This is a genomic window from Halopolyspora algeriensis, assembly GCF_003337235.1.
Lineage (GTDB): Bacteria > Actinomycetota > Actinomycetes > Mycobacteriales > Pseudonocardiaceae > Haloactinomyces > Haloactinomyces algeriensis.
The window spans coordinates 79635-92037 of the sequence record NZ_QPJC01000007.1 but is presented as its reverse complement, the minus strand read 5'-3'; the positions used below and the strand labels follow the sequence as shown (position 1 = coordinate 92037).

The following is a 12403-nucleotide window of genomic DNA, read 5'->3' as shown; positions in this document are numbered from 1 at the left end:
CACCTCGTGTGGTCACACGTGTACGGGAAGGGCTTGTGCGGGTGCTCGGGCCGTGGGGCGGCATCGATGCCGCGATTCCATGCGCCGGGCGAGCCCACGTGCCGGGCGACTCCCCACGTGAGGCGGTCTCGCCGGCAGGCCCGACCAGCCACTATACCGCCGCGGGGGCGGTGCACGCCGATACGCGTACCGCCGGGGACATCGAGGTTTCCGGCAGTGCCGCCCGCGGTGCTCACTGCGAGGAGTCGGACGGTGGCTGGCCCGCGACCCAACCGGCGATCTGGGCACGTGAGGTGAAGTCGAGCTTGGTGAGGATGTGCTGCACGTGGCCTTCGACGGTGCGCTGTGCGATGAAGAGGTTCTCCGCGATCTCCTTGTTGGTGCGGCCCTGGGCGACCAGGTCGGCGATCTCCCGCTCGCGGCGGGTCAGGGGCATCGGATGCACGTTGTCACGGGAATGTGCGCGGGTGTGCCGCTTGGTTTCGAGCGCGAGGTCGAGCGCGGCATCGGTGGACAGTCGGTAGCCGCGATCGAAGTGACTCCGGTACTCCTCCGCGCCGAGGATGGCCCGGGTGCGGGATTCGTACCTGTCGTGCTCGGCCGCGAACGGAGCGTAGAAAGCGGGAGCGGCCCGGGTGGCTTCCCACATCCCCGCCGCGGCGCCGAAGAGTTCGGCCGCCCGCTCGCTCCGATCCCGCTCCTGGGCGATCCAGGCGAGCGTGTCGATGCTGAAGGCCATGGCGAGCCTGTTGCCCATCCGGCGCTGGAGCCCCAGGGCGTCCTTGGTCGCCGTTTCGGCATGCCCGAACGCGTGGCGGGACAGCTCGATGTGCGCCACTCCCCACAGCGCGTAGGAACGCCAGAACACGTCGCCGAGCCGCGTGGTGGTGTCGACGCATTCACTGAGCAGCGCAAGACCTTCCTCCGGCCTGCCGTCGAATCCGCGTACCGTTCCCAACCCGAACAACGCGAACAATTCGCCGTGCGCAGCGGCATGCCGGCGAAAATCGGCCAGTGCGGTCCCGATCAGGTCGTCGGCCGTGGTCAACTGCCCTTGGAACAGCGCTGCCATTCCCCGGGTGAGCGCCACGTGGGCGTGCTCGACCTCGTCGTGTTCCTGCTGGGCCAGCAGCGCGGCCTCGTCCAGCTGGGGAGAGGCCGTGATGATGTCTCCCTGCAGCAGGGCGAGCCAGCTGTTGGCGCGCAGGCCGGAGGCGCGATCCTGCGGGGAGGCCGCGGCCACGGCGAGTGCGCGGTCAAGCCAGTGGCGGGCCTCTCCGTGCAGGCCGCGGATTCCCCAGTACTGGCCCAGCCGGGTCGCCATCCGCAATGCCACGACCGCCTGCTGCGGGGCGTGCTCGGCCAGGGCCGAGTGCAGGGCAGCCTGCAGGTTGGCGTGGTCGGTCAGGAGCCGGTTCACCCAGGAGACCTGTTCGGGCCCGATCCACTCGGCGGCGAAGCGCTCGACCAGGCCCGCGTACCAGTCGCGGTGCCGGTGTTCGACGTCCGCTCGCTCGCCGGCCGCATCGAGTTTCTCCTGGCCGTACTCGCGCAGAGCGTGCGGCAACCGGTACCGGGACTCCCCGTTCTCCTGCTCCCGCATCAGGATCGATTTGTCGACCAGGGAATGGACGACGCCGGGCACTCCCGCCGGCTCCGCAGTGGCACTGATCACGTGTTCGGCGGCGTCGAGGTCGAAGCTCCCGAAGAAGACGGAGGCGTGCGCCCACGCTCGCCGGTCCTGCTCGGAGCACAGGTCCCAGCTCCAGTCGATCAACGCGCGCAGGGTCTGCTGCCGTGCCGGTGCTCCCCGGCGCCCCTCCGTGAGCAGCTCGTAGCGTTCGGCGAGGCGCTCTTCGAGCTGATACAGGGACAGTGACCGCAGGCGCACGACGGCCAGTTCGATCGCCAGGGGATTGCCGTCCAGGTGGTGGCACAGCCGCATCAGCACGGCACCGTCCTCGGCGCTCGGTTCGAACTCCGGCAGGACGGCCTTGGCGCGCTCCACGAACAGCCGGACGGCCGCGTACTGCTCGTAGGCCTCGGCCGGGGGCAGGTCGTCGGGGTCGGGTACCTGAAGTGGAGGCACGACCACGGTGCTCTCCCCCGCGATACCGAGTGACTGTCTGCTGGTGACCAGGATGCGCACCCCCGGACACGCTCGGATCAGGGCGTCGACGAGCAGGGCGCACTCCGCCACGAGGTGCTCGCAGTTGTCGAGCACCAGCAGCATCTCCCGGTTGCCGAGGTACTCGATCAGCGTGTCCACGTCATTGCCGGACGTGGTGTTACCGAGCTGCAGTTGCTCGCTGATCGTGTCGGCGAGCAGTGCCGGATCCGTCAGTTCCCCCAGCTCCACGAGCCACGCCTTGTCGCGGTAGACGCGACGCATGCTGGAGGCCACCCGCAGAGCCAGTCGGCTCTTGCCGATACCGCCCGGTCCGGTGAGGGTGACCACGCGTGACTCCGCGAGCATCCGCTTCGTCAGAGTGATCTCGCGGCGCCTGCCGACAAAACTCGTGACGTCGACCGGAAGGTTGCCCCCGGCCTGCCGGGCACGGGTCCGTGCGCTGGGTTCCACGCCCCGATGCTAAACCGTGTCCCGGGTGACCTGCGGTTTCACGATCAGGGCGGGCTCTGCCCGCAGCCGTCGGGGCTCGCCCTATCGTGATGCCGTGTGGTTCGAGGGCTTCGGCGACGGCGTCGTCGATTTCTACGAGGGGCTGGAAGCCGACAACTCGAAGAGCTACTGGTACGAGCATCTCGAGGTGTACCGCGAGCACGTACGGCGGCCGATGGAGATGTTGCTGGCCGAACTGGAACCGGAATTCGCGGAATTCGGCACCGGCAAGGTGTTCCGTCCGCACCGCGACGTGCGATTCAGCCGGGACAAGTCACCGTTCAAGACTCACTGTGCCGCCGTGGTGGAACCCGGCCGGGGTGGAGGTGCCCACTATGTCGAAGTGGGCACCGGTGGACTGCTCGTCGCGGGCGGATGTTTCCACACCGCCGCCGATCAGCTCGCCCGGTTCCGCACCGCCGTCGACGACCCCGTCCGGGGTGAGCGGTTGCGCTCGTTGCTCGAGGGACTCGCCGCAGGGGGCTGGACGATCACGGGAGAGACCCTGAGGACGCGGCCGCGAGGCACGCCCGCCGACCATCCCCGCTTGCCGCTGCTCCGGCATCGCACGCTGTACGCGGTGCACCGCTGGGACCCCGACGACACGCTGCACGAGCGTGCGTGCGTGGACCGGGTACGCCGGGCATGGTCGCAACTCCGCGAGCTCAACCGATGGTGCCGCGACCACATCGGCGTTTCCGAAAGGTGAAGGATGGCCGGGAAACCCACGGACGGGTGACGAGCTGCCGAGGCTCCGCGGGCGGACGTGAAGACGATCACGGGTATCGGTGCGATTGCGGTCGGATCATCGCCGATGAGCCCGCAGCCCGGCGGTGATCAGCATGCCCGCCCCGATACCGGCCACGTCCACCGCCGCGTCGACGAGATCGCCGGTGCGGCCCAGCGGCAGGACTGCCTGCAGTAGTTCCGATGTCACCGCATAGCAGGAAAGCCCGATCAGCAGTGCCGCGAAACGGACCTGTGCCACGTGGCCGGTGATCGCCAGGGCCGCGAACAGTACGAGATGCAAGATCTTGTCCGTGCCGGGCGGCGCCGTGGGCACGCCGGAAGCAGGCGTGAAAAGGATCACGGCACTCGCCGCGATCGTGAGGGCGAACGGGGCGCGCACCAGGTGAGCCCTGTAAGGATCCAGCAACGATGTTCTCCGAACGTCCATGGAGTGGGCGGCTGCGTACTGCGTGGGCGGAGTGAACGACTAGGCTGAGGCACCGTGAGTCGACGAGCCAAGATCGTTTGTACTATGGGCCCCGCCACCGACACGCAGGAGAAGGTGGCCGAGCTCGTCAACGGTGGGATGAACGTCGCCAGGCTGAACTTCAGCCACGGTAGCCATGACGACCATCAGCAGATTTACGAGATGGTCCGGACTGCGGCCAAGGAATCCGGCCGTGCTGTCGGCACCCTCGCCGACCTGCAGGGACCGAAGATCCGTCTTGGCACGTTCGCGGGCGGCCCGGTGGAGTGGCGCACCGGCGACGTCGTACGCATCACGGTCGATGATGTCGAGGGCGACCACGACCGCGTCTCCACCACCTATACCGGGCTCGCCGCCGACGCCAAAGCCGGTGACCGGTTGCTGGTCGATGACGGGAAGGTGACCCTGACCATCACCGCCATCGAGGGCAACGACGTGGTGTGCGAGGTTGTCGAGGGTGGTCCGGTCTCGGATCACAAGGGACTGTCCATGCCCGGAATGGACCTGTCCGTTCCCGCGATGTCCGACAAGGACGTGGAGGACCTGGAGTTCGCGCTGCAGCTGGGCGTGGACTTCGTCGCGCTGTCGTTCGTGCGCACCCCTGCCGACATCGATCTCGTACACCAGGTCATGGATCGAGTCGGCAAGCGCGCCCCGGTCATCGCCAAGCTGGAAAAGCCCGAGGCGGTGGACAACCTGGAGGCCATCGTGCTGGCCTTCGACGGGGTCATGGTCGCTCGCGGTGATCTCGGTGTCGAGCTGCCGCTGGAGCATGTCCCGCTGGTGCAGAAGAAGGCCATCCGGATCGCCCGGGAGAACGCCAAACCGGTCATCGTCGCCACCCAGATGCTCGATTCCATGATCAGCAATGCGCGCCCGACCAGGGCCGAGGCATCCGACGTGGCCAACGCCGTGCTCGACGGCACCGACGCGGTGATGCTCTCCGGTGAGACCAGCATCGGGCGGTACCCGATCGATACCGTGCAGACCATGTCGCGCATCGTCGAGGCCGTCGAGGCGGGCTCGACGGCACCGCCGGAACTCAGCCACGTGCCGCGTACCAAGCGGGGCGTGATCTCCTATGCCGCCCGCGACATCGGTGAGCGGCTCAACGCCAAGGCGCTGGTGGCCTTCACCCAGTCCGGTGATACGGTGCGGCGCCTCGCTCGTCTGCACACGCGGCTTCCGCTGTTCGCCTTCACCCCGGAAGAGTCGGTGCGGAGTCAGCTCGCTCTCACTTGGGGGACGGAGACGTTCCTGGTGCCTAGTGTGGACACCACCGACCGCATGGTGCGCCAGGTGGATCAGGCGATGCTGTCGATCGGGCGTTCGCAAAGTGGGGACATGGTCGTGATCGTTGCCGGCTCCCCGCCGGGAACGGTCGGTTCGACCAACCTGATTCGTGTGCACCGGCTGGGCGAGGAAGACCACGTCTGATCTCCAGTGGTGCCGCTCGGGTTCCGGGGGCGCACTGTCCTCCCGGAGGGTCTCCCCGCCGAGTTGTTCACGGATACGACACGAGGAGCTCGCAGTGACCGAAGCGGCACGAGCCGCCGCCGCCGACCCGGCAGGCACCGCTGCCGACGGTTCCCTCTCGATGGAGGCACACGGGGTGTCACACGGCCAAGCCGTACTCGACCGTCTGGTGGCGCTGCTCGATCTGGAAAAGATCGAGGAGAACATTTTCCGGGGCGTCAGCCCCGCCGAATCACCGGTGCGCGTGTTCGGGGGGCAGGTCGCGGGACAGGCACTGGTGGCCGCCGGGCGCACCGTGCCCGCCGACCGCCGGGTGCACTCGCTGCACGCCTACTTCATCCGGCCGGGCGACCCGAGCGTGCCCATCATCTACGAGGTGGATCGCACGCGTGACGGCCGCTCGTTCACCACGCGCAGGGTCGTTGCCGTGCAGCACGGCAAACCCATCTTCTCGCTGTCGGCATCGTTCCAGATCGACGAGGACGGCATCGACCACGCCGAGGCGATGCCCGACGTGCCGGCTCCCGAGTCGCTGCCGACGTACAGCGAGCGGCTCGGTGACCTGCGCGAGCAGTTCGGCTCGGCCGCCAGCATGCCGCAGCCGATCGACCTCCGCTATGTCACCGACCCTCCGTGGGCACGCCGGGGCCACGGCCCGCAGGAAGCGCACAACCAGGTCTGGATGCGCGCGGACGGCACCCTGCCCGACGACGACCTGCTGCACGTGTGCCTGCTGGCCTATGCGTCCGATCTCACCCTGCTGGATGCGGTGCTCGCACGTCACGGGGTCTACTGGGGGCTGGACAAGGTGAGCGGGGCGAGCCTGGACCACGCGATGTGGTTCCACCGCCCGTTCCGGGCCGACGACTGGTTCCTCTACGACTGCTCGTCCCCGAGTGCTTCGGGCGCGCGCGGGCTGGCCACCGGGCGGTTCTTCAGCCGCGACGGTGCGCTCGTGGCCACCGTCGTACAAGAGGGACTGCTCCGCGTCCAGGATTAGACGAATGGTCCCAGAAGGTTGCCTGGGTGGTTGCTGAACCGCTGCCCCATTCGGCATCTAGGAGCTGTTTAAGAAGTGATCTTGGTGAGGGCTCGTAGCCAGGTGTCGATGGTGGCGACGTGCAGTGTGGCTTCGTATCGGACGGCGAGCTTGTCGTAGCGGCTGGCGACGGCGCGGTGGTGTTTGAGCTGGTTGATGCCGCATTCCACGGCGTGACGCTGCCGGTAGCGTGTGGGGTCGAACACGGGCGGGCGGCCTCCGGCCGCGCCGCGGGCACGGCGGTGGGCGAGCTGGTCTTTGGGGAGCGCGATCGTGGCCGGGGTTCGGCGTCGCCGTAGGTAACGCCGGTTGGCTGCGGACGAGTAGGCCTTGTCGGCCAGGACCCGCTCGGGGCGGCTACGCGGGTGACCACGCCGCAGGCGGGGCACGCGGATGGCCTCCAGCACCCGGATCATCTGCGGGCTGTCGCCGGCTTGACCGGCCGTGAGCAGCAACGACAACGGTTTCCGGCTCTGCTCGCAGGCCAGGTGGATCTTCGTGGACAACCCGCCCCGGGAACGCCCCAGCGCGTGATCACCGGGTTCGTCGCCGGGTGGTTCGACCTGGGCATCGGGTCGGTGGCGGGCTCCGGCGGCGTGCTGATGGGCCCGGTTGATCGTGGAATCCACCGACACCTGCCAGGTGATCAACCCTGCTGCGTCGGCCCGCGCCTGCAACTGCGCCCAGATCCAGGCCCAGACACCGTCCCGTTGCCAGCGGCGAAACAGCTGATAGATCGACTGCCAGTGCCCGTACCGTTCGGGAACGTCCCGCCACGGGGCTCCGACCCGCACCCGCCAGCGAATCCCGTTGAGCAATTGGCGTCGCGTCCATGTCGGATGCCTTCCTACCTGCGGTTGAGGCGGGAGAACGCGTTGAAACGCTCGCCACTGCCGGTCCGTGAGGTCCTTGCGCGCGCCGACCGATACGCTGCCCATCGAGGTCTCCGGTAGTTGATCTTCTTGGTCGTTGATCCCTCTACCGGAGACCTCTCTTCGTGCCTACAACGACCCCCGTTCTTAAACAGCTCCTAGCGGCGGCGTCGGGTGGGGCTCAGGTGCTGCGGGGGCGTCAGCGCCCGGGTGTGCACCTGTTCGAGCACGATCGAGCTCGTGAAGTGCCGGACCTCGGTACGTGCGGAGAGCTTGTCGACGAGAAAGCTCTGCAGGTGTGCACTGTCGGCCACCGCCACGTGCAGCAGGAAATCGGCCTGACCGCTGACGTGGAGCAGGGAACGTGTCTCCGGTTCGGCCATGACGAATTCGCGGAACGAGTCGACCACGGCGCGCGTGTGGGGCCGGACATTGACCGACACCACGGCCTCCAGGGGAAGACCGGTCGCGGCCGGATCGACGTCGATGTGTGACCCCGTGATGACGCCGCGCTCCCGGAGTCGCCGGACCCGTTGCAAGCAGCTCGATGCGGCGAGCCCCACGCGTCCGGCCAGCGTCCGGTTCGCGAGCGTGGCGTCGTTCTGCAGCTCCTCCAGGATCCGCCAGTCGACCGAATCCAGTTCCGCGTTGCCGGGCATGGCCGAACATTCTATGCCAGAGCTGGAACAACGGCGAATGTACGAAGCACGATACGGGCGATCAACGAACCCGATATGTCGTGGAATTCGGAGGCTGTCGTCGTGCACATCGCGTGGGGGCCGTTCCTGCTCGCTCTGGCGGTGATCGTCCTGGTGCCGGGGCCGGACTTCGTCGTGGTGACCCGCAATGCCGCGAGCAGTACTCGCTGGGGTTGGCTGGCCGCCGCGGGTGTGACGTGCGGTCTGCTGCTCCATGCCACCGCGGCGACCCTGGGATTGTCGGCACTGGTCATGGCGGCGCCGACAGCGCTGATTGCGGCCAAGGTGGTCGGTGTCGGTTACCTCGTGTTCCTGGGGCTGCAGATCCTGCGCCGAGCGGGTTCGGCTGGTGGAGCACCGACGGGCATCGAGACGCCGCAATCGGCAGGCTCGGTGTTCCTGCGCGGACTGCTCACCGATGTGCTCAACCCCAAGGTCCTGCTCATGTTCCTGACATTGCTGCCGCAGGCGATGGACCCGTCCGGAAACCCGATGATGCAGGCGTTGCTGCTCAGCGCGGTCGCGGTCGGGTCCTTCGGTGCATGGTGGCTGTGCGTCGTGCCCTCGGTGCGCCGACTTTCGGCGTTCCTGGCGGCCCCGAAACGGCGCCGGGTGTTCGAGCGGTGCTGTGGAGGTGCGCTGCTGGCCATGGCGAGCTCGATCGCCTTCGCGTAGGAGTCTCGCGCATCGAGCGTTCGCTCCCTGCACTGATCCCTCGACCGTTCGGAGTGAACGGAACTTTCGTTCCTTCTAGGCGAGCGAAAGTTCCGTTCACTCCAACGCCCACGCGCGCCCGCCCGAGTGCTCAGGCGTTGGCGGGCAGCTCGGTTCCCGCACCGCGCCGCCGGATGGTGACCAGATCGCGGCGGGCATCGGGCAGCGTCCGTTCCTCGGCGCCCTCGATGGTGAAGCCGGCATCGGTGATCATCCGCCGATCCTGCTCGACCTCCTGGCCCTCGCTGGTGAGGTAGTCGCCGAGGAAGATCGAGTTCGCCAGATGCAGCGCCATCGGCTGCATCCCGCGCAGGTGAATCTCCCTGCCGCCGGCCAGGCGTACCTCCACGTCGGGGAAGCAGAAGCGAAACAGCGCCAGGATGCGCAGGCAGCGCTGCGGCGTGAGATCCCACTGTTCACTCAGTGGCGTCCCCTCGAACGGGATGAGGAAGTTGATCGGGACCGAGTCCGGATCCAGTTCGCGCAACTCGAACGCGAGGCTGACGATGTCCTCGTCGGACTCGCCCATTCCGAACAGCGCGCCCGAACAGGGTGACAGGCCCGCGCCGGTCGCCTGCCGCACCGTGTCGACCCGGTCGCCGAAGGTGTGGGTGGAGCAGATGTCGGCGTAGCGGGCTTCGTTGGTGTTGAGGTTGTGGTTGTAGGCGTACGCCCCGGCCTCGGCCAATTGCTCACCCTGCCCCTCGGAGAGCAGGCCGAGACAGGCGCAGATTTCCACCCCGGGCCGCTTGTCCTTGATCGCGGCGATGGTGTCGGTGATGCGTCCGATGTCGCGGCGACCCGGTCCGCGGCCGCTGGCCACCAGGCAGATCCGCTTCGCCCCTGCCTCGGCGGCCCTGTCGGCGGTCTTGGCAGCCTCGTCCGGTTCGATCCACGAGTACTTCAGGATGTCCGAGCCCGAACCCAGCCGCTGCGAGCAGTAGCCGCAGTCCTCGGGGCACAGGCCGCTTTTCATGTTGATGATCGTGTTGAGCTTGACCCGGCGGCCGAAGAAGTGGCGGCGCACCCGGCTGCCTGCCGCGACCACATCGAGGACGTCGGGACTGTCGGTCTCCTCGACCAGCAGTGCCAGTGCCTCGTCACGGGTCGGTGCCCGTCCGTCCAGGGCCTTGGTGACCAGTTCGTCCAGCAGGTTCGTCATGCCCGAAACGCTCGCCGAAAGCGCCCGGAAGCCACAAGATCACGCGTCTACAAGATCCAGGGCAGCAATTTGTCGCACGATCTCGGCGAGTACGGCCCGGAGCGGAAAAATGCCGCGCTCCGGGCGATGGTGCCCGGAGCGCGGCATCGAGAAACCCGGCCTCAGAGGTTGGGGTACAGCGGGTGCTTGGTGGCCAGGGCTTCGACGCGGGAGCGCAGCCGGGCGCTGGTGGCCTCGTCGAAGGTCGGCTGCAGGGCCTCGGCGATGACCTCGGAGATCTCGGTGAACTCCTCGGTGCCGAAGCCGCGGGTGGCCAGGGCCGGGGTGCCGATCCGCAGCCCGGAGGTCACCATCGGCGGGCGCGGGTCGTTGGGCACCGCGTTGCGGTTGACGGTGATGCCGATCTCGTGCAACCGGTCCTCGGCCTGCTGCCCGTCCAACTCGGAGTTGCGCAGATCGACCAGCACCAGGTGCACATCGGTGCCGCCGGAGACGATCTGCACCCCGGCGGCTGCGGCATCGTCGGCCTGCAGGCGGCGGGCCAGGATCCGGGCGCCTTCGAGGGTGCGGCGCTGCCGGTCGGCGAACTCCTCACTGGCGGCGATCTTGAACGCGGTGGCCTTGCCCGCGATGACGTGCTCCAGCGGGCCGCCCTGCTGGCCGGGGAACACCGCCGAGTTGAACTTCTTGGTCAGTTCCTCGTTGCCGGACAGGATCACTCCGCCGCGGGGCCCACCGAGGGTCTTGTGCGTGGTGGTGGTGACCACGTGGGCGTGCTCGATCGGGTTCGGGTGCAGCCCGGCGGCGACCAGCCCGGCGAAGTGGGCCATGTCGACCATCAGGTAGGCCCCGACCTCGTCGGCGATGTCCCGGAACCGCTTGAAGTCCAACTGGCGCGGATACGCCGACCAGCCGGCCACGATCATCTGCGGCTTGTTCTCCCGGGCCAGCCGGGCGACCTCGTCCATGTCGACGCGGTGGTTGTCGTCGCGGACCTGGTACGGCACGACGTTGTAGAGCTTGCCGGAGAAGTTGATCCGCATCCCGTGGGTGAGGTGACCACCGTGGGCCAGGTCCAGGCCCATGATGGTGTCTCCCGGCTTGAGCAGCGCGAACATCGCCGCGGCGTTGGCCTGCGCACCCGAGTGCGGCTGCACGTTGGCGTAGGAGGCCCCGAACAGCTGCTTGACGCGGTCGATGGCCAACTGCTCGACGACGTCGACGTGCTCACAGCCGCCGTAGTAGCGCTTGCCCGGATAGCCCTCGGCGTACTTGTTGGTCAGCACCGACCCCTGAGCCTCGATCACCGAGGCCGGCGCGAAGTTCTCCGAGGCGATCATCTCCAGCGTGGACTGCTGCCGATGCCGCTCGGCATCCACAGCCTTCGCCACCTCGGGATCCACCTCGGCGAGACGGTCGTTGAACAGGTCGTTTGTCGACATGATGCATCGCCTTTCGTCAGGATCTCTCGACGCGTGCTCGCGTCTTTCTCAGCGGTTGCGGTTGTAGAAGGGCAGTTCGACGACCTCGACGTCGGCGGCCTTGCCGCGGATGTCGACCTGCAGTGCGGTACCCGGCTCGCTGAAGGAGCGGTCGACATAGGCCATCGCGATCGGATGCCCGAGTGTGGGGGACGGCGCACCGCTGGTGACGACACCGATCTCGTTGCCGTCGGCATCGAGTATGCGGTAATCGTGACGGGGCGCGCGGCGGCCCGCACTCCGCAGACCGACCAGGGTGCGTTCGGTGGGTTTCTCCGCCACGGGGGCGAGTGCCTGCTTGCCGACGAAGTCGGCCGACTTGTCCAGCCGCACGATCCGGCCCAGGTTGGCGTGGAAGGGGGTCAGGTCCGCGGAGAGTTCGTTGCCGTACAGCGGCATACCGGCTTCCAGGCGCAGCGTGTCGCGGCAGGCCAGCCCGGCCGGTCGGAGATCGTGCTCGGCGCCGGAGTCGGTCAGGGCCCGCCACACGCTCGGCGCGTCGTCGGGGGAGAGGAACAGCTCGAAGCCGTCCTCGCCCGTGTAGCCGGTCCGCGCGAGAAGCACCTCGCAGCCTGCGACCTTGCTCTCGTAGCCGGCGAAGTAGCGGACCTCGTCCAGGTCCATCGGGGTCAGCGGGGCCAGAATGGCCGCTGCTTTCGGCCCTTGCACCGCCAGGAGGGCGTACTCGGCGGAGACGTCGTTGTGCACCGCGTCGAAGCCGCGCACGCGCTCGGCCAGTTCGGTCGAGACCACGGCGGCGTTCGCGGCGTTGGCCACGATCAGGAACTCGCGTTCGGCGGTGCGGTAGACGATGAGGTCGTCGAGGATGCCGCCCTGGGCGTTGCAGAGCATCGTGTAGCGGGCACGGCCGACCTTGATCCCGGAAGCATTGGCAGGCAGCGCGTAATCCAGCGCCTCGGCCGCCTGCCCGCCACTGATGCGGATCTCGCCCATGTGGGTGAGATCGAACAAACCCGCCGTATTGCGGACCGCATTGTGTTCGGCGGTTTCCCCGGTGTAGCGCAACGGCATGTGCCAGCCTGCGAACTCGGTGAAGCTCGCCCCGAGCTCTTCGTGAATCTCGTGCAGGGGGGTTCGTCGGGGTTGCGGCATCGGGTGAAACTC

Annotated in this window: 11 protein-coding genes; 4 read left to right on the top strand and 7 right to left on the bottom strand. The window is 68.0% G+C overall.

Going from position 1 to position 12403, the window contains the following annotated elements; translation table 11 throughout:
* Nucleotides 1–232 precede the first annotated feature (232 nt).
* Nucleotides 233–2581 (bottom strand): LuxR C-terminal-related transcriptional regulator, encoded by a 2349-nt coding sequence (locus tag DFQ14_RS12400; RefSeq protein ID WP_114453411.1) that lies wholly within the window; start codon nt 2579–2581, stop codon nt 233–235.
* A gap of 94 nt (nt 2582–2675) precedes the next feature.
* On the opposite strand from DFQ14_RS12400, the gene DFQ14_RS12395 reads away from it, so the two are divergent.
* Nucleotides 2676–3329 carry a DUF2461 domain-containing protein gene (locus DFQ14_RS12395; RefSeq protein ID WP_114453410.1) on the top strand — a complete coding sequence of 218 codons (654 nt, stop codon included), beginning with the start codon at nt 2676–2678 and terminating at the stop codon, nt 3327–3329.
* A 96-nt stretch (nt 3330–3425) separates the two neighbouring features.
* Here DFQ14_RS12395 and DFQ14_RS12390 read toward each other — a convergent pair whose 3' ends face one another.
* Nucleotides 3426–3776: a VanZ family protein gene (locus DFQ14_RS12390; protein ID WP_114453409.1), complete on the bottom strand. Its 351-nt coding sequence runs from the start codon at nt 3774–3776 to the stop codon at nt 3426–3428.
* Between the two features lie 75 nt (nt 3777–3851).
* Between DFQ14_RS12390 and pyk the strand changes: the two genes are divergently transcribed.
* Together pyk and tesB are read left to right on the top strand one after the other, a co-directional pair.
* On the top strand, nt 3852–5273 hold the full coding sequence (gene pyk, locus DFQ14_RS12385) for a pyruvate kinase (RefSeq protein ID WP_114453408.1): 1422 nt from the start codon (nt 3852–3854) through the stop codon (nt 5271–5273).
* Between the two features lie 94 nt (nt 5274–5367).
* Nucleotides 5368–6312, top strand: coding sequence for an acyl-CoA thioesterase II (gene tesB / locus DFQ14_RS12380; protein ID WP_114453407.1), 945 nt, complete (start codon nt 5368–5370; stop codon nt 6310–6312).
* Nucleotides 6313–6380: 68 nt separating this feature from the next.
* Here the strand turns inward: tesB and DFQ14_RS12375 are convergent, their stop codons facing one another.
* Entirely contained in the window at nt 6381–7289 is a 909-nt protein-coding gene (locus DFQ14_RS12375; RefSeq protein ID WP_114453406.1) for an IS5 family transposase, read from the bottom strand.
* 92 nt (nt 7290–7381) lie between these two features.
* Entirely contained in the window at nt 7382–7882 is a 501-nt protein-coding gene (locus tag DFQ14_RS12370) for an Lrp/AsnC family transcriptional regulator (protein WP_114453405.1), read from the bottom strand.
* Nucleotides 7883–7957: 75 nt separating this feature from the next.
* Here DFQ14_RS12370 and DFQ14_RS12365 point away from each other — a divergent pair, with 75 nt between their 5' ends.
* On the top strand, nt 7958–8596 hold the full coding sequence (locus tag DFQ14_RS12365; RefSeq protein WP_246195474.1) for a LysE family translocator: 639 nt from the start codon (nt 7958–7960) through the stop codon (nt 8594–8596).
* 130 nt (nt 8597–8726) lie between these two features.
* On the opposite strand, the gene bioB is transcribed toward DFQ14_RS12365, so the two are convergent.
* The 3 genes from bioB to gcvT form a co-directional block, all read right to left on the bottom strand.
* A complete protein-coding gene (gene bioB / locus DFQ14_RS12360) occupies nt 8727–9797 on the bottom strand; it encodes a biotin synthase BioB (RefSeq protein WP_114453404.1) in 1071 nt (356 codons plus the stop codon).
* 161 nt (nt 9798–9958) lie between these two features.
* Nucleotides 9959–11239, bottom strand: coding sequence for a serine hydroxymethyltransferase (gene glyA, locus DFQ14_RS12355; protein WP_114453403.1), 1281 nt, complete (start codon nt 11237–11239; stop codon nt 9959–9961).
* A gap of 48 nt (nt 11240–11287) precedes the next feature.
* Nucleotides 11288–12391: a glycine cleavage system aminomethyltransferase GcvT gene (gene gcvT, locus DFQ14_RS12350; RefSeq protein WP_114453402.1), complete on the bottom strand. Its 1104-nt coding sequence runs from the start codon at nt 12389–12391 to the stop codon at nt 11288–11290.
* Nucleotides 12392–12403 lie beyond the last annotated feature (12 nt).

Excerpts from the sequence above, each read along its gene's own strand:
- DFQ14_RS12375 (WP_114453406.1), bottom strand. The coding sequence starts at position 7,289 with ATGGGCAGCGTATCGGTCGGCGCGCGCAAGGACCTCACGGACCGGCAG.
- DFQ14_RS12370 (WP_114453405.1), bottom strand. The coding sequence starts at position 7,882 with ATGCCCGGCAACGCGGAACTGGATTCGGTCGACTGGCGGATCCTGGAG.
- DFQ14_RS12365 (WP_246195474.1), top strand. The coding sequence starts at position 7,958 with ATGTCGTGGAATTCGGAGGCTGTCGTCGTGCACATCGCGTGGGGGCCG.
- bioB (WP_114453404.1), bottom strand. The coding sequence starts at position 9,797 with ATGACGAACCTGCTGGACGAACTGGTCACCAAGGCCCTGGACGGACGG.
- glyA (WP_114453403.1), bottom strand. The coding sequence starts at position 11,239 with ATGTCGACAAACGACCTGTTCAACGACCGTCTCGCCGAGGTGGATCCC.
- gcvT (WP_114453402.1), bottom strand. The coding sequence starts at position 12,391 with ATGCCGCAACCCCGACGAACCCCCCTGCACGAGATTCACGAAGAGCTC.